14 protein-coding genes and 1 other RNA gene are annotated in these 17,442 nt (G+C 54.8%); 11 read left to right on the forward strand and 4 right to left on the reverse strand.

The window, feature by feature from the left end; all coding sequences use genetic code 11:
• Nucleotides 1-238: 238 nt before the first annotated feature.
• Nucleotides 239-1,459 carry a DNA cytosine methyltransferase gene (locus tag HKK54_RS13990; protein ID WP_169387041.1) on the reverse strand — a complete coding sequence of 407 codons (1,221 nt, stop codon included), beginning with the start codon at nt 1,457-1,459 and terminating at the stop codon, nt 239-241.
• A 594-nt stretch (nt 1,460-2,053) separates the two neighbouring features.
• On the opposite strand from HKK54_RS13990, the gene HKK54_RS13995 reads away from it, so the two are divergent.
• The 11 genes from HKK54_RS13995 (at nt 2,054) to HKK54_RS14040 (ending at nt 14,690) form a co-directional block, all read left to right on the forward strand.
• On the forward strand, nt 2,054-2,590 hold the full coding sequence (locus HKK54_RS13995) for a LasR-specific antiactivator QslA (RefSeq protein WP_169387042.1): 537 nt from the start codon (nt 2,054-2,056) through the stop codon (nt 2,588-2,590).
• Nucleotides 2,591-3,657: 1,067 nt separating this feature from the next.
• A complete protein-coding gene (locus HKK54_RS14000) occupies nt 3,658-5,058 on the forward strand; it encodes a YfjI family protein (RefSeq protein WP_169387043.1) in 1,401 nt (466 codons plus the stop codon).
• A complete protein-coding gene (locus HKK54_RS14005; RefSeq protein ID WP_169387044.1) occupies nt 5,051-5,404 on the forward strand; it encodes a hypothetical protein in 354 nt (117 codons plus the stop codon). Before HKK54_RS14000 ends, HKK54_RS14005 begins: the two co-directional genes overlap by 8 nt.
• Nucleotides 5,388-6,368 carry an integrase domain-containing protein gene (locus tag HKK54_RS14010; protein WP_169387045.1) on the forward strand — a complete coding sequence of 327 codons (981 nt, stop codon included), beginning with the start codon at nt 5,388-5,390 and terminating at the stop codon, nt 6,366-6,368. Before HKK54_RS14005 ends, HKK54_RS14010 begins: the two co-directional genes overlap by 17 nt.
• Nucleotides 6,365-6,655, forward strand: a complete 291-nt coding sequence (locus HKK54_RS33600) for a hypothetical protein (protein WP_237151063.1) — start codon at nt 6,365-6,367, stop codon at nt 6,653-6,655. Before HKK54_RS14010 ends, HKK54_RS33600 begins: the two co-directional genes overlap by 4 nt.
• 439 nt (nt 6,656-7,094) lie before the next feature.
• Nucleotides 7,095-8,552, forward strand: a complete 1,458-nt coding sequence (locus tag HKK54_RS14015; protein WP_178120983.1) for a 4-hydroxyphenylacetate 3-hydroxylase family protein — start codon at nt 7,095-7,097, stop codon at nt 8,550-8,552.
• A gap of 112 nt (nt 8,553-8,664) precedes the next feature.
• On the forward strand, nt 8,665-9,885 hold the full coding sequence (locus HKK54_RS14020; protein WP_169387046.1) for a M24 family metallopeptidase: 1,221 nt from the start codon (nt 8,665-8,667) through the stop codon (nt 9,883-9,885).
• A 20-nt stretch (nt 9,886-9,905) separates the two neighbouring features.
• Nucleotides 9,906-10,937, forward strand: a complete 1,032-nt coding sequence (locus HKK54_RS14025) for a pyridoxal-phosphate dependent enzyme (protein WP_169387047.1) — start codon at nt 9,906-9,908, stop codon at nt 10,935-10,937.
• A 54-nt stretch (nt 10,938-10,991) separates the two neighbouring features.
• The gene (locus HKK54_RS14030) at nt 10,992-11,498 is read left to right on the forward strand and encodes a flavin reductase (protein ID WP_169387048.1); all 507 of its coding nucleotides are present in this window, start codon (nt 10,992-10,994) and stop codon (nt 11,496-11,498) included.
• A gap of 65 nt (nt 11,499-11,563) precedes the next feature.
• Nucleotides 11,564-13,420: an asparagine synthase (glutamine-hydrolyzing) gene (gene asnB / locus HKK54_RS14035; protein ID WP_169387049.1), complete on the forward strand. Its 1,857-nt coding sequence runs from the start codon at nt 11,564-11,566 to the stop codon at nt 13,418-13,420.
• 136 nt (nt 13,421-13,556) lie between these two features.
• Nucleotides 13,557-14,690, forward strand: coding sequence for an MFS transporter (locus HKK54_RS14040; protein WP_237151064.1), 1,134 nt, complete (start codon nt 13,557-13,559; stop codon nt 14,688-14,690).
• Nucleotides 14,691-15,057: 367 nt separating this feature from the next.
• On the opposite strand, the gene HKK54_RS14045 is transcribed toward HKK54_RS14040, so the two are convergent.
• From HKK54_RS14045 to HKK54_RS14055, 3 genes are all read right to left on the reverse strand, one after another.
• Complete coding sequence (locus HKK54_RS14045; protein WP_169387051.1) at nt 15,058-16,314, reverse strand: integrase domain-containing protein; 1,257 nt, start codon at nt 16,312-16,314, stop codon at nt 15,058-15,060.
• Between the two features lie 187 nt (nt 16,315-16,501).
• Nucleotides 16,502-16,895: a transfer-messenger RNA gene (gene ssrA / locus HKK54_RS14050) on the reverse strand.
• Between the two features lie 103 nt (nt 16,896-16,998).
• Nucleotides 16,999-17,283, reverse strand: a complete 285-nt coding sequence (locus tag HKK54_RS14055; protein ID WP_008436825.1) for a hypothetical protein — start codon at nt 17,281-17,283, stop codon at nt 16,999-17,001.
• Nucleotides 17,284-17,442 lie beyond the last annotated feature (159 nt).

A 17,442-nucleotide genomic window follows, 5' to 3' on the forward strand; every position in this document is an offset into this window, starting at 1 on the left:
AAAACCCAGCTGAATTGAGAACAGCATTTCCATAGGTCTGCCAGATTTTTTGTAACACGAATTTCTACGACGTTCGATTGCTGTCATCGGAACATATTAGGACAGTACAAACTGTACGCCATCTGCCACGATTTAAAAACGCCGTCTACTCATTTTTGAGCATAAGTAACTGAATGTTGCGGCAAGAGGGTCTTGCCGGATTTGTAACCCCCTTATTTCAGAGATCCCATTGAATCAGTCAGGCGAATGCGGCCGCCTGCTTTGCGGCTCCTTCAAAATCGCGCACAATGTCTTCCCGAGCAGCCAGAATTAGAGGCTCAAGCAGTCGCTCAGCGAGAAATCGCACAGGGGGGACAGCGACACCATCCCCTATAACTTTAAAAGCATGTTGATAAGCTTCAGGCAATACGTAGGTATCTTCTAGTCCCATCAACGCTGCGGCCTCCTGAATTGAAAGCAGGCGAGTTCTAACTTGACCATTTCCTGCCACAATTATCCTTGAACGTGAGCCACCACCTCTCGGCGTTCTTAGGCAACCCAAGACGTCAGAGAAAGTTATCTCCGCGCGCTGCTTATTGATGTCCCCCTCTCTTCGCATTCGATAATAAAGGCTACCAACGCTGACATTTTTAGCAGCCATAGCTTTCTCAAGACGTGCTACATGAATGGGAGTCATCCTACTTATTATTTTTGTGGTTTCCTCAGGTGTATGCCAATCAATTCCTTCAAGTTTAACAATGCTCTGTAGAGCATTTTTCTTTAGAGTTGGAACTAATCCCAAATCCCACCAAACCCAGTCTGCATGTATCTGCGGAGATAATGATCTGTATGCACGCATCAAAGTCGGCGTATGCCAAGACTCCGTTGCCATTTCACGATAAAGGTGGCGCGGAGTGTCAATGTTACGTAGCACAGCAATAATGAACACCCGAGGGCGAGATTGGGGCAAAAAGTGTCTGGTATCAATAACTACGGCGCCGTAGCGGTATCCAATTTCACCAAGGCGTGAGCAAATCGCGGAAAAGTCACGCCCACCCTCAAGAGACAGCAAGCCTACGACATTTTCTAATACTAATAGTCGGGGTTGACGTGACTCTTGGCGGAGCCCATCAATCAACTCAAGAAAGGGCCATAAGGCACCAGATCTTGTAACTCCCTCGCTACCAGTATTTCCAATGCCTAAACCATTTCCAGCTACAGATAAATCCTGACAAGGAAATGATGCCCAAGCTAAGTCGACGTGGACTTTCAAGTCCTCAATTTTAACTTCGTGAATATCACGGTTATCAAAATGACTATCTCCCCAGTTTTTTTTATATGTTGTAGCTTTGATCCGATCCATGTCGTTGGCAAACATGCACTCCCACTCGTCACCAAGACCCGATCGAGCCATTCCTCCGCCTGCGAAAAATTCAAAGAAACTATATTTTTCGCTTGTTTTGTCACTGGTATCTAACATCGATCTGGATCTCAGCCTGCCAATTTTATCTGGAAAATAATCTGTTGCTTTTTAGAAGCAGCGCATAGCGTGCAGCTTTATATCGTTCGCCACCAGCTAAGTCGACTCTATCAGCGTGGACGGAATTTGTAGTCGCTACTTTAGACCTGATGCGGTAGATCTGCCATCCGCCAGTAAACGTTAGCTTCTTGCCATCAGATTTCATTCGGTTTCTGAGCTTATTGGTGCCGCACTATTGTTTTGTTCCGGCTTCACATTTACGCTTTGCTCCGTCGCGGTCAATCCCGTGGCCGGGTGTCAGAACCTGAATTGTTCGAGGCGCATAGCGCCATAGCCAGCGATTAAGTGCTTACAGAGGCTTAGCTGCTGCTTTTCTATGGCGGTCCGTGCGGGGCAGGCTTCGGCCTGGCCGGTTCCCTCGGACGCCGGTTTCTGACCCCCGTACGGTCCGCCACCCATTTCGTGTCAGAACGGCTGGGTGGTCGGCTCCTTAACTGTCCGAGGAGATAAGGAAAATGACCTGTCCCCCTTTTAAGCTCGTGCGCCGCCTTTGCCGTTTTTTTAGTACCGCAAACTATCTCGGAGTATTTCGTGATGTTTGATCTCTCGCTTCTCATAGGCCTCCCCAAACCCAACAGCATCGATACCGCGTTGCTTACCCCTGAAGATGCCGCGATTAAACTACGGCAGGCTGCAACTCTTCGGCTTAATGGAGCCCAGAGTATCCTGCTTCATTTTCCGCAAGACGTTGAGTTGGCGGTAGAGTTGTTGGATGACGCGGCAGTGCTGTTCGACAAAGCATTCCGATACCTGTCGGGTATCCCTGCTCAGCGCGTTCATCAACAGATTGGTGAATACGTCTCTGTCTCGTCCGCTGAAGGCTGTCCCGGTATCCGAACACCATGGGGCAATGAATTTCGCCCGATGATTGAGGATGGCGTTCGATGCGCTGAGGCCTGGCTCGATGGCTCATCGTTGCCGCTGTGGTGGGCACTGGCGCAAAACCGAAAGCATCATCGTGCAGGTGATCCCCAAGAAGCATTTGAAGCAGGCTTTCTGCTGCGATTGCAGCAGACGCTGACCATGCGACGTGAAGCCGTCACCTCTCAATCAACCAGCTTTGATGCCTGAGTCTGTAATTGACGTTTGAGATTTTCTTTTCCCGTCAAACCCACCGGTCAAGCGATCTTTGATCGCGCTGATCGGAGGGTTCACTCGCTTTTTTTGAAGCCACGTCGTGCCACCGTCTCATTTTGATATCTGATTAGCGCCACACATTCTTTTACCGTCGTTAATCGCCCGCGATTCTACTAAGCGCAGCGCCGTTTAAGTGTCAGGACGGATCGTTTCTTCGAGGCGTGGATCTAGGTGTAGCGACATCGGCGACACCGGCGACAACCCATGCAGACCGGGCCTGGAGCGTGGCGACACAAGTGGCGACAGTCGCCACTTTCTGAGCGCATTGGCCGGGACGCTTGACCGCCTTTTCGAGTGGGTATAAAAATTGGTGCACGGATCGCTGTCGTTGACAGCACCTGCCCAGGTAGCCAGAACCTTTAAGGCTACGCCCCTCGCGTGGTGGTTCTTCCCCAAGTGCGATTAGCGTCCGGCGGCTCGCACGGTCACTCCCCAAGAGTGATGGATGCCTACTCGACCAATCTGCCCGCTGCGGCAGACGATGGATCTACCTCGCTGCATTGCAGCAACCTCACCTCTTGGCACACTTCGCTGCGCCAGACCGCGCCCGTCTCTTTCTCTTGGAAAGAGACGGGCGCTCGTACCACTGCTGCAAGCCACGTCTTACAAGGCATTGCCGCAACTCTCCTCGTGACAATCGGCCTGACAAATTCGATTCGTCGCCATCCGCAACGACACAGCCACCGGTGCCGCAGCCCATGGAAAGGCTGCACCTGACTGACAGTCAGGCATGCCCCAGGCGTCGATGTTGTTGCCTTCTCCCGCTCAGGATCTCTAGGTGCCGAACTCGTCAGTCGGTACAGCCTTCACCCGCCCGCATCTTCGGAAGCGTCTAAGGAGGCCAGATTCATGGGGTCATGCCCTTGCTCCCGGTCGTAAGGAGTCGTTCGTTCCACGTCAGTGAACACCTCACAGGCCGCAGGGGCCTTGATCCCTGATAACACTCAACAGTCGTGGCGGGACTACGTGAGGATAACCAGCAATGAACGAGGAGAGGGCCCATGCAGCAGTTAGATCCGAAGCTTGAACTACCACGACCACCTCGACCGCTGATCGAGTCGAATCCCTTATCCCAGCCTTATCCGTTGCAGGCACTGGGTGGGATTCTTGGGCCTGCGGTGGAGCGCATGGCCGAGGTTATCGGTGTGCCCCAGGCATTGGCTGCACAATCGGTGTTGGCTGCCTCGGCGCTGGCCACCCAAGGACATGCGGGCTTACAACTCGACGGGAGAAACTATCCCCTGTCGCTGTACCTGATCACAGTGGCCGCATCCGGTGATCGCAAGACCGCGGCAGATCGATGTGCATTGCTGCCTGCACGGCAATGGGAGCGTGAGCAGTGGCAGCGCTACCGCGAACAGCTTGCTCGGTACCGTGCCGCACAGCGACAAGCGCAGCGTATCAATCCTGCCGATCCCGCCCCCACAAACAGCGTACCGCTTGAAGCGGAGCCTTCGGCCCCTCGGCTGATCACCACAGATCCGACGATTGAGGCCCTGATCAAGGGGCTCTGTCACGACCTGCCCAGCATGGGCCTGTTCTGTGACGAAGGCGGGCAGTTCCTAGGCAGCAGCACCATGAGTCGGGACAACCGTTTAAAAGCGGTCACGACCTTGTCGTCACTCTGGGACGGTAGCCCGATTGATCGCGCGCGCTCCATGGCCGGCGAAAGCCTACGGGCTTATGAGCGGCGCTTGAGCCTGCACCTGATGCTGCAACCGTATTTGGCCATGCAGTTACTCAGTGATCCGTTGCTGCAGGGGCAAGGCATTCTCGGACGCTGCCTGATGACCTGGCCCACCAGCCTGGCCGGGCAACGTAGCTACCAGGCTGTCGACTTGTCCAAAGACGCCGCCCTCAAGCGCTATCATCACCGCCTTTCGGCTCTGTTTTATCAGCCTTGGTCACTTTCCGCTGACGGAGCCCTGCAGCTGTCAAAGCTGGTTCTCAGTCCTCTGGCGCGTCGTCGCTGGATTGATTTGCATGATGCTATCGAAGCTCAACTGGGGGAGTTTGGCGAGCTGGCCAGCGTACGGCCCAGCGGATCAAAGGCCGCCGATAACCTGCTGCGCGTCGCCGGCATTCTTGCAGTTGTGGAGGAGAGCAGTGTCGTGGAGGTCGACCATATCCAGCGGGCCTCGGCCTTAGTTGGCTACTACCTCACCGAGATCCAGCGCCTGACCGAGCAGGAGCCGGTGTGCCGGGTAAAAGAAGAGGCGGACCGGCTGTTGCGTTGGCTGCAGGTCAAGGATTGGAAACGCTTCAGTATTCGAGATCTGAATCGCAACGGTCCCCGCTTTGCCCGCAAGAGCAGTCGTCATGCCGCAAAGCTGCTGGTCGAGTTGATTGATCATCAGTGGTTGATCTCCGATGGCCACACCTTTGAGGTGCGCCATGTTTAATCTTGATGAAGCGTTGCGCAACCATCTGGCTCAGCGTCAAAAGGAGCCCAAAGCGCGATTTGTCGCCGCTACTGTCGCCACTTTGTCGCCACGCTCAAAACTAGGCAGGACAAGGGTTGTCGCCGCTGTCGCCAGTGTCGCCACCACCCATAAAGCTATCGCCTCTACGACAGCCATTATTCAATGGTTGAAAGAGGAGGGTGCGCATCTTTACGTCACCGACAACACGCTGTGTTTTCGCCCGACTGATTGGGCTCAGTTCGCGATTGTAAGTGCGCACTGGCGAGCCCTTTTGCATGATCTCGCGGCAGTCGATCAAGAACAGAAAAATGGCTCGGGTCGGTAAGCGAGCGGGGCGCAATTTCGGCTTCGGTCGCCAGCTTAGCTATGCTGGACCGCAAGCACTGAAAGACCTGTTTGGCGACGGCCATTTTGCTACCGTCAAAGCCCACAGTGATCGCTGGCAGGCGTTCGTGCATTGGTGTCGATCCGATGAAGGACCGAGGGTCAACGACGCGCGCCAGATAGATCGCGAGATCCTCATGCGGTACGCCGTCCACGTGCGGGAGCAGGTTGATCAGGGCAACGTCGGCATTGCCACCGCGCAGAACCGACTGTCCAGCGTGAACCGAACGATGGCCGCACTGCGCGGTGATCAGTACGTCAAAATCCCGAGTCCGAGTAAGGCGCTGGGCTTGCAGCGCTCAAGTGTGCGTAGTGAGGCTCCGCAAGGCCAAGACCGTACGCAGGTCAAGTTGATCGCCCGGGCGCTGTCAGATCGTCAGCAATCGAGGGTGAGTGCCATTGTGCTCCTCGCCCGTGAGACTGGTATGCGCCTGCGCGAAGCGATCCTGGCCGATCTGCCCCGACTGCAACGTGAGGTTCGGCAACTGGGCAAGATCAACATCCAGGATGGCACCAAAGGTGGTCGATCAGGGGCCTCGGCACCGCGCTGGATTACGGTAACGGATCAAGTTCGCGATGCCCTGGATTGGGCCAGCGCGACCTCACCCAGTGGCAGCCGGAATTTGTTGGCGCCCGACGAAAGCTACAAAGACTTTATGCAGGCAGTTGTGCGACCGGCACGGGACATCCTGCATGAGCATGGATTGAAAGGTTTTCATGAACTGCGGGCGGCTTATGCCTGTGAGCGCTATGAGCAATTGACCGGTTTCCCTGCACCCGTTAATGGCGCGGGTGGTCATCAAAAAGATCGAGAGCTTGATCAGCGTGCACGACAGCAGATCAGCCACGAATTGGGACATAACCGCATCGATGTGGTGAGTGCCTACATCGGAGGTCGGCGATGACGGCCGAGTTCGACATAGCGTTGTTCCTGCGCCCCGTGCTCAAAGGTGCACATGCCACGCAGCAGCGGCACATCAGGCAAGCAGAAAGGATGCACGAGGTGATTCGTGAGCGCTGGGGCTGTGCGACTCCTTGGTCCTGGAAGGAAAAGCACGTGAGATGGTTTCTGAAGCACTACCTGCGAAGCTCAGCACCAGCGACCGTCTACTACTATGAATTAACAGCAGGGTTGATTCGCTGCAGAAGGCACGAGCTTGATTGGTTGAATAGAATGCCAGCGCCTCTTTGAAATGGTGCCGCACCTTTTTGGGGGGGCGATGATCTTTATATGGATATTATTGGTGCGCCCATTGGGTGCCACCGCTATCGAGATGTGACTCGGAGAATAACCTAATTTAAGGTGGCTCTGCATTAATGCAGTTTGACAGTGCCTTTGAGCGTTCTACGAAAAAATACGAAATACTTCAAAGAACTTTCCTTGTTCTGCGCTTAAATGGTGCAAATCCTGACCTCAGGATGCACCAATAGGGTGAAAAAAGTGCGTAAATGATGTGAGTGCTCAAAGAGATTCTTTCAAAAAAAGGAGTGAGATTTTAATCGCTGCTGAATCGATTTTTTGTCAATGTAAATCAATGTCTTAAATGAGCGGGTTGAAGGTTCACAGTGTTAACTGAGTCCTAAGTGTTCTTTGGGGGGTTTACAGACGATCCAAATCTCAGTAGCTTTTTATGCATGAGATTTTAATGACAGGGAAAGTTATGAGTAATCCTAGGGATGCATATCTCAAGCGTTTGGTCGCACCTCGAAACATTTGGTTGAATGGTAGGAAAGTAAATAATGTTCTCCAAGAGCCTGCGTTTCAGGGGGCTATTGACATTACACTGTCCTATTACGATATGTTGGAAGGTCCAGACTTTCACTTCGATTACAAGGGCAGTCCTGCCGCAATAAGCTTGATGGTTCCAAATACTGTCGATGATCTAGCACGCAAACGTAATGCTTATAAAAAAGTGGCTGATAGTTCATTCGGGATGTTGGGGCGAACTCCCGATTTTATCAATGCCGGGTTGAGCGCTATGTGTTCTCATGCGACGTTCTTCGGGCGTGATGAATATGCGGATTACTCAGCCAATGTTATTGATTTCTATGACCGTTGCGCCAAAGAGCATTTGTTCGTCGGTCACGGTGCTATCAACCCGCAGATTGATCGTTCCAAGCCCATGGGGCTTCAGTCCAACCTGTACGCTGGCGTCAAATGCGTAAACGTCAGTGATCAGGGGATCGAAGTCAGCGGTGCCAAAATGATTGTGACCCTTGCTCCCATCGCTGATCAATTACTGATCTTCAACATGCCCGGACTGACTGAGCATGACGCCGATTATGCGCTGGCTTTCGCTGTCCCGACCGACGCGCATGGCTTGAAGATTATTTGTCGCAAGAGCCTAGTACATCCCGAATCTTCTGAGTTCGATTATCCGCTGTCGAGCAAAATGGATGAGATAGACGCCTATCTGGTGTTTGATCAGGTGCGTATTTCTTGGTCTGATGTGTTCATCTTTCGCGACATTGCCAAATCCAATCAATTCTACGACGTGACTCGCACTCGCCATCATACTGGTCACCAAGGGGTTGTCCGGGGGCTAGCCAAGGCCGAGCTGCTGATTGGCGTTGCGGACAGTCTTGCTCGCAACCTAGGTCTTTCCTCCTACATTAATGTCCAGGAACAACTGGGGGAACTCACCACCGCCTATGAGCTTATCCGCGGTGCCGTAATACTCTCTGAACTCGAAGCTCAAGTTGACGCCGAAGGCGTGTGTAACCCAAGTATTCACGCGATCCAGGCAATTCGCTGTCATTTTCCGAAGTGGTACCAGAAAATGTTGCAGACAGTTCAGTCCCTAGCGGCGGGCTCAATGCTGGCCGTGCCTCACGGTGATGACTTTCATAATGAGAACGAAGCATGCCTGCAACAGGCGTTGCAAAATCCGTTTTTGTCACCGTTGGACAGGGGCAAGCTACTCAACTTGGCCTGGGATGTAAGCGGCGATGGTTTTGGTCAGCGTCAAATGATCTATGAAACCTACCATGCTGGCGATCCCATGCGTATTGCTGCTGCGCACTACAGCAACTACAACAAGCAAGCCATGTCGGACTCGGTGGAGCGTGCGCTTAAAGGCAATCACTAGCTCGTATATATAGGTGGTCGGCCTGGTACGTAATATTATATTAAGTTTTCAGTTTTATGTGTGCCTGTGTCGTCGGTTGCATGATATTTGAAGTCAAAGGAGCTGACTGTTCGTGATTTATAATCTTGGCAAACTCTCCAGTGTCTTGGATTCGCAAGATATTGATATGTTGTTAGTGTCCACTCGCGAAAATATCAACTACTTCACGGGTGTCAGGCCCGTGATCAAGGAATTGAATCCCTATTATGGCGAATGCTACCTCGTCATTTGTCGGCAGCGTCCAGATGTTGTGCATATCGTGCATTCTTGTGGAGAGTGCGATCAGATTACCGAGTCTAAAACCCCCATAGGCCTTGTTCGCACCTACGGTACTTTCTATCGCGAGTTACCCGATGCCAGCGTATTGCGCGGGGACGAAGTCGCCATTCATACATGGACCAGCAACTCGGCTCGTCACTCGAATGCCCAACAGGCGCTTTTTTCTCTGTTGCAAGAATTGGGTCTCACACCGTCGACCCGGGTCGGTTGTGACGAGGACGGCATTGCCCACTCCACCCTGACCTCAATGCAGGAACAGTTCGGTCGAGACACTCTCGTTCTGGCATCAGCACTGATCCGACAGATACGCCGAGTCAAGACCCCTTATGAGGTCGAGATGCTGACCTTGGCGGCCCGCTGTAACGAAGCGGCGATCAAACAGGTGACAGACGCGGTGCATGTGGGCATCAGCGAGGTGCAAATCGGCAAGATCTTCGAGTCCGCCGTAGTCGACCTTGGCGGCCGCCCTGAGCTAACGATGATTAAGATTGGTCGTGACGCTGTCGGCGGGCAGCGCCAACAGAGGGCAGACATTACCTTGCAGCGTGGCGACCTGCTCTGGTTCGACTCCAACACTCGATATCAAGGGTTCTGGGCAGACTTGGCGAGGGTCTACGCCTATGGTGACGTCACCGATGCGACAGCTCGGCGCTATGTCGCGTTGCGTGAAGGGATGCTCCACGCAGAGCGGTTGATCAGGCCCGGGATGTCCGGCAAGGACGTCTTCAACATGACCATGGAATGCGTGAGAAGCAACGGATTTCCTGAATACAGGCGTCATCACGTCGGGCATGGCATAGGCCACGAGGCCTATGAGCGGCCGATCCTGGCCCCTGGCGAAGACGCGCTGGTTGAGCAGGGCATGGTGATCTCGGTAGAGACGCCTTATTACGAGTTCGGCCTAGGAGCCTTGCACCTTGAGGATCCATTACTCATCGGTGTCGAGGGCAACACTTTTCTGACCATGGATCCGTGTCCCGAGCTTGGGATTATCGCTACGTCATCGTTTCGATAGGAAATGAAGGGAGTCGCCTTGTGAAGAGCATTTTGGAAACCATTGGATCGTGTCCAGTCCTTGAGCTTTCCCACTCGCTGGTGCCCAGCGGCAAGAAGCTCTATTTGAAGCTGGAGCAATTTAACCCCAACCACAGCATCAAGGATCGGACCGCCTTGGGCCTAGTGCTGGCAGCCCTGGAGTCCGGTCTTCTGGCGCCTGGTGGCACCTTGATCGAATCCACCTCCGGCAATCTCGGCAAATCCCTGGCGATGATCGGCGCGGCGATGGGCTTGAAAGTGATCGTGGTGGTCGACCCTAAGGTTAGCTCTAGTGCGATCAATTGGTACAAAGCCTATGGCGCGCAGGTTGACTTGGTGACAGCGCCGGACGGTCAGGGAGGCTATCAACGCGCGCGGATCGAAAGGGTCCAGCAACTACTGCACGAGTACCCCGGTGCCTACTGGCCCAACCAGTATGACAATCCGCATAACCCGGCTTATCACGAGAAGGTCTCGGCCAAGGAGTTCGCCAGTCTCGATTACGACGTGTTAGCCGGCTGCGTCAGCACGGGTGGGCATCTGTCCGGTATCGCCAGGGGGATCAAGATCGAACGCCCGCAGGTCAAGGTCCTGGCGTGCGATGTGGTGGGGTCTGCGGTTCTGGGTGGGGCATTTTCGCCTTACTTGCTCAATGGTGTCGGCCTGGCCTGGCGCTCGGCCAATACCCACCTGGATTGCTTTGACTACCACAGCTTGATTGATGATCACCATGCGATCTCGATGTGCCGGATTCTGGCCCGTGAAAACGGTTTGCTGCTGGGCGGTTCGGCAGGGCTGGTGGCCTACGGCGCGCTGCAATGCCTGTATGGCTCCTCGGCGAAAAGTGTCCTGGCAATTATGCCTGACAGCGGCACGAACTACCTCGATACGCTGTATGACGACCGTTGGGTGGACGAAAAACAGATCAAGTTGTACGGCGTCGAGGCAATGCGCCAAGACCTGCAGGCCAGCGATTTCAAAAGGTCCAGGCCGGGAGTGGATGCCGAGCATTTGGCTTCAATGAGCTATTGAGGCGCGACACCTCCATTTGCGTTTCGTTTGCCTGTTCGTCCATGAGGATGCTGCATGTTTGACTTCATTCAAACCGAGGCCATACCCCGGCAGGATTATCACGACGGCATGGCTAGGCTCGCGGCAGGCGTCTGCATCATCACTACGCGCGTCAATGGTCGTCCTGAAGGCATGACCGCCACGTCCGTCTGCAGCGTATCGGATACTCCGCCGACGTTGTTGGTATGCCTCAATCAACGGTCGAGCACTTTCCAGGCGTGTCTGCAGAGCGAAATATTGAGCGTCAATGTACTGGGCCCCCATGCCGCTGAGCTGAGCGAGATATTCGCCAAACCCCGCAGCGCTGTCGAAAAGTTCTCTTTTGGCCAATGGCATACCGGGACCACAGGCTCGCCCTTACTCACGGATGCATTGGTGACTTTTGATTGCCGGATTGTCGCCACTCACCGTGTTCACTCCCACGGAGTGCTGTTCTGCGAGCCGGTGAGTGTGCAGGTAGGTAGTACACAGGAGGGGTTGGGCTACTTCAACCGGCGCTTCATTCGCCTGGCGGCGCTATGAGCCGGCATGCGCTTTTTTAATTGTTCGATGCTTAACGAGTTTCCCTAACACCAGGAGATAACACTATGTGCGGAATGGCGGGTTGGCTTTCTTACTCAAGGGATCTGAGGCAGCACCGGGACACTGTCCAGCGAATGACCGATACCATGTCCCTGCGCGGTCCTGACGGTGAAGGCTTGTGGATCGAGGGGCCAATTGCCCTGGGCCATCGACGTTTGTCGGTGATCGATCTGGAGGGAGGCAGGCAACCCATGGCTGCCAACCAGCCGGGTCACGACAACGATGTAGCGGTCATCAGCTATGTTGGTGAGGTCTACAATTTTCGCGAGTTGCGTGCTGAGTTGGTGAGTAAAGGGCATCATTTCAAAACCAACAGTGATACCGAAGTGGTGTTGCGGGCCTATGTCGAATGGGGAGAACAGTTTGCCGAGCGCCTGAATGGCATGTACGGTTTTGCCTTGTGGGATATACGCAAACAAGAGCTGCTGTTGGTCCGTGACCGGATGGGCGTTAAGCCGCTGTTCTACTTTCCTACCGCTGATGGCGTGATCTTCGGCTCGGAGCCCAAGGCCATCCTGGCCAACGCCCTGGTGCCCCGGCGAATCCAGGCCGACGGCATGCGCGAGCTGTTGGAACTGGTCAAGACGCCGGGGCAGGCGATCTTCGCGGGCATGCGAGAGGTGCTGCCCGGTGAGATTGTCAAGGTCAACCGCGATGGCATCAAGACTCGCCGTTATTGGCAACTAGAAGCCCGCGAGCACGGTGATTCGCTGCAGCAAACCATCCAGCATACCCGTGATTTGCTCGAAGACATTGTAGATCGCCAGATGATCACCGATGTGCCTCTGTGCGTGCTGCTGTCGGGCGGTCTGGATTCTTCGACCATCACATCCCTGGCCTCCAAAAAGCTGTTGGCCCAGGGCAAGGAAAATGTGCGTACGTTCTCCCTCGACTTCAAAGACCACGGTGAAGAGTTCGTTAGTGATGGCTTCCGCCTGACCCCCGACACACCCTTTGTCTGGGACTTGGTCAAGTGGGTGGACTCCAATCACGGCCAGATCATCCTAGACAGCCGAGAGTTGGCCGATCCGGCATTGCGTCTTGCCGTCGTCCGCGCGCTTGACTTGCCGCCGGCCTATTGGGGGGACCTTTATCCTTCGCTTTACCGCCTTTTTGAGGAAGTGCGTAAACAATCCACGGTTGCACTGTCTGGCGAGGCCGCAGACGAGGTCTTCGGTGGGTACCGCTGGTTCCATGACCCGGCTGCCATTCCCGCCGATACCTTCCCGTGGATGTCCATGGCGACGGTCAAGTTGTTCGACGGCAAGAACCTGTTTGATCAGGGCTTGCTGACGAAACTGGATATGCCCGCTTTCGTGCAAGACAGCTACCGTCAAGCACTCGATGCGGTGCCGGAATTGCCGGGAGAGGACGCTACCAACCGGCGGATGCGCCAGATCACCCATATTCACCTGACTCGTTACGTGCAGTCCCTGCTGGACCGCAAGGACCGTATGAGCATGGCGGTGGGGCTCGAACTTCGGGTGCCGTTCTGTGATCACCGGTTGGTTGAGTATGCCTTCAATATTCCCTGGGAAATGAAAACCTTCGACGGCCGGGAGAAGAGTATCTTGCGTGCGGCGGCACGGGACTTGCTTCCGGATTCCATCGTGCAACGAATCAAAAACCCTTATCCGGCAACCCAGGATCCGGCCTACGAAAAAGAATTGCGTTCGGCCATGTCCAGTATCGCGGCGGACCCGAATGCACCGGTGCGCCAGCTATTGGATCTGGGCCGAGTCAAGGACACGCTGGGCAGGGAGGCGGGGAAAGTCTCCCCGTTGCACGAACGCATGGGCATGGAGCGGGTGGTTGGCATGAACAGCTGGCTCGCCGAGTATGATGTGTCCGTGGATATCTAACGCAGAAGGTTTGGAACCCACCCGCGCAGCGCCGGCGACGCGAGTGGGTTCACGATGACTCAGCAGTGAACAGGGATGGACATTACCAATGGTCAGCTCAGCCTTGCGGATATGGTGTGCAGTTAGTGTGTTGTGTATGGCCTCGTTCACGATGGTGACGTCCGAGTTCGCCCCCATTGGTTTGTTGTCGCAGATATCATCCGACCTGGGTCAAACCCCGTCCACCGTCGGGTTGACGGTGACGCTGTACGCATGGATCGGGGCTGCCAGTGGCTTGTTATCCAACTGGCTGAACCGCTGGATTCCCCGCAAGACGCTGCTGATCGCGTTGATGCTGATACTGGCCGTATCCAACGGCCTGGCGGCGTTATCCCCCGAATTTTCGACGCTGCTAGGCGCTCGCGCCTTCGGCGCATTGGCTCATGGTGTGTTTTGGGCAATCGTGGCTGCCACTGCCGCGCATATTGTGCCCCTGCATCGCATGGGGCTAGCCACTTCGATCGTGTTGGGCGGCATTACGATCGCCACGGTCATGGGCGTTCCGTTGATCAATCTGGTGGGCCAATACGATGGTTGGCGCACGGCCTTTGTTTGCCTGGCGTTGATGTGTGTTGCCAGCGCTGGTGCGATAGCACTGGTGCTTCCCTCCATGCAGATTCATTCGCTTGCCAGGGGGGTAGGTTTTGCATCGGTACTGCGGCGGAAGGACCTGTTGATCACTTACGTCATCACCGGGTTGACTGCGGCTGCGCATTTTGGTGCCTACACTTTCGTCGAGCCGTTTATTGGCCAGGTACCTGGGATTACGACGTACTTGATTGCTGTCTTGCTATTCGCCTTCGGGGCCGCAGGTTTCCTGGGTAATCTGCTTAGTGCGCTCTTTATTGATCGCTACTTGAGCGCTTTCATTCTGATAGCGTTGATTGCGATGGCATTGGCCTTGGTTACCTTGGGCATTTACGGTCCTCTTCTGGGTATCGCGCCGGTGGTTGTCTTGCTGGTGATCTGGGGGGTGGCCATTTCCGCTTTGTTTACCGGCCTGCAGACCTGGGTCTTGAGGATTGCCGGTGATCACACGGTACCGGCCACAGCAATCCATACAGCTGTACTGAATAGCGCGATCGGGCTGGGTGTGATTATCGGCGGAGAAGCGCTGAATGTGGCCGGCTTCAAGGGGGCGATGCTATCGGCCAGCGTGGTGATTGTCCCTGCCATCGTCCTGATGGTTGCCGCAGGAGTCCGCGCTCGGACAGAACCCGTGTTCTTGTGAAACGGGAGGACGCTGATATCTCAGTTGCAAAGGCTTAGACGGGCAGATTAGATCGCCCCTTCAAAACGGTCACCCGCCTGCAAGTGGCCACCGGCGTGTTCTTAGGTATCATCTGGGCTATTAAAACCGTGATCGCGGGATCCTCGAGCTGGAACAGTTGGGTCATCGGCGGAGGGTGGAAATTGCTCTCTTGAGGTGAGTACGGCCTTTACAATAGGTTAGATGTTTAGCCGTTCGCCGTCTTTTAAAAGTGAGCCCCTGCACACGGGAATGCGGAGCCTTCCCGTGTGCAGGGGCTTGGCATGAGTAGCACAGCAAGCAGACGATTTGGCGACAGTCGCCAACTCTATCGCCGTCCAGTGATCCCTCAGCGTATCGGGACGACATTGTGATCCCTGATTTGATTGATGGCAGATGCCGACAGGCTGCCGGTGGCCGCCTTCTGGATATGTTCACTCCACCAAGCCATCATTGGGCGCCGGCGTTCGATGTAATCCGCCCGGTTATAAGCGCTTCGAACTTCGTCCTTATCGACATGCGCCAGCGCGACTTCGATTAGCTCCGGATCCCATCCATGCTCGTTGAGGATTGTGCTGGCCATGGAGCGCATGCCGTGGCTGACCAAACGGTCCTGAAAGCCCATTCGTTTCAACGCCATGTTTGCTGTTTGGCTATTCGCGTGGGTGCGCGGGTTCCTATCTGACGGGAACACATATTCCCTGTGGCCGCTATGGGACTTAAGCGTCTCCAATAACGAGAGTGCATGTTCGGTAAGCGGGATTATGTGCGGACGACGCTTTTTCATTCGCTCCGCAGGGATTGTCCAGATGCATTTGTCGAAGTCGATATCTGCCCATCGGGTGGTCGCCGCTTCGGAGGGGCGGGTCATGGTATGAAGCTGCCATTCGATCAGGCAGCGGGTGGTCCGCTTGATGCTGGCGTTCGCGATTTCCATCATGAGTTCCGGAAGCTCGTCAGGTGCTAGCGCGGCCATATTCTCTTTCTTGGGTTTCTTGAAAACCGCCCGAATGCCGCTGAGGGGGTTGGCAAAGATCATCCCGGAATTGACTCCATAGGTCATGATCTCGTTAAGGCGTTGGCTCACTCGCTTAACCGTCTCGAGGCTGCCTTTTGCCTCAATTGGGCGAAGGAGCTTAATGACCATCGGAGCATTCACTTCCGATAACGGCGTTGATCTCATGGTTGGAAATACATGCAGTGTGAGCGAGCGCCAGATGTCTTCGGCATACGCTGGCGTGACCGAGTCCTTCTTCAGTTCGAACCAGGCGGTAGCGACGTTCTCGAACGTGTGCTCCGTTTCCGCTCGTTTGGCTTCTAGCAGCTCATTGCGTTGAGCTTTGGGGTCGATGCCTTGCGCAAGCAGCTCTCTGGCCTCAACGGTTTTCTTTCGCGCTTGCGCAAGAGAAACCTCGGGATAAGAGCCGAGTGCCATGTTGATTCGATTCTTGGTGACGGGGTGCCGGTAGTTGAAATTCCACTGCATTGAGCGATTGACCCTGACTCGCAGCTGGAGCCCGTCGCCATCGGTGAGGACGTAATCCTTGTCTTTCGGTTTGACCGCCTTGAGCTGGCGGTCGGAGAGGCGGGTGGTTTGAGCGCACATGAGAAGTACTCCATGACACCTTTTGGTATTCCCAAGATTAGCTCCGGGTAGCCGGGAATACCATTGGGAATACCAAACCGCCTGGAACTCAAAAAACCTGGAAAGCCCCCCGCAGCCCTGAAACCCCCGTATTCACTGGATTTCAGGCACAAAAAAAGACGTCCGTGGACGTCTTTAGATGATCAAGTGGTGGAGCCGGGGGGATTTGAACCCCCGTCCGCCAGTACTCCGCTGTCGGTACTACATGCGTAGCCGTTTCTATTAAGTTAACCCTCAGCGACCCGAAGGGCAGGGTGCTTTGGGCGAGTTGTGTAAGTTTTAGCCGCTTCGTCCACAACGTACTGCACGGCGATTCTGTTCTATATGACAATCACTTTGGGTTTACAGACATCCCCTGGTGATTGCTGGACCCGAAGGTACCAGGAGGGAAGGGCTAAGGCTGCTTACGCAGCGAGAGCGTATTCCCCGTAGGTTTCGTCATTGGCAACTATAAGAAGTTGCAACAGTGGATTTACGAGTTCTGTTACCAACTCGGCATGCACCTAAAGTTTCGCAACCGGCGTCGAATCCTAAACGGCCCCGTGCTTGTAACTCGTTGTTTCTTAGTGAGTGACAAGCCTGTGCAGTGTACGTCAATCGGTCACAGAAGGCCAACCCGAAGGTTGGCCTTGGGCAATCAGCGAGTTACTGATTGCCGCCTTTGTCCGAGTCTTGCAGGCTTTGCAGGGCCTTGGAGGTGATCTCGATGCATTTCTTGTCATCGCCTGCGGCATGGGCCGCTTTGGCTTGGGAAACGGCGGTGTCGATTTCGCCAGATTTGCCGCTGGTGTCGGTGGCGAGCAACGCTTTACCGTTGTTGATTTTGTCCAGGTTGATTTGGCACAGATCGTCTTTTGTTCCGGCTGCAAACGCGGGGGACGCCAGCATCGCAGCGGTAATGAACAAACCAGCAAGAGCGGAACGCTTCATGGGTATCTCCTTGTGCAAATAGGGCTCGATGCTGCCGGTTTTCCGTGCAGCCAGCGAGGTCACTGATGAGCCTCGTGTGTCGAGGCCTATGCAGATGACTACGCCGGCGCGCAGGGGTTCTGTTTTGTCGCTGGATTAGTCGAAAAACCCCGAAATCAT

Source organism: Pseudomonas sp. ADAK13, from assembly GCF_012935715.1.
Lineage (GTDB): Bacteria > Pseudomonadota > Gammaproteobacteria > Pseudomonadales > Pseudomonadaceae > Aquipseudomonas.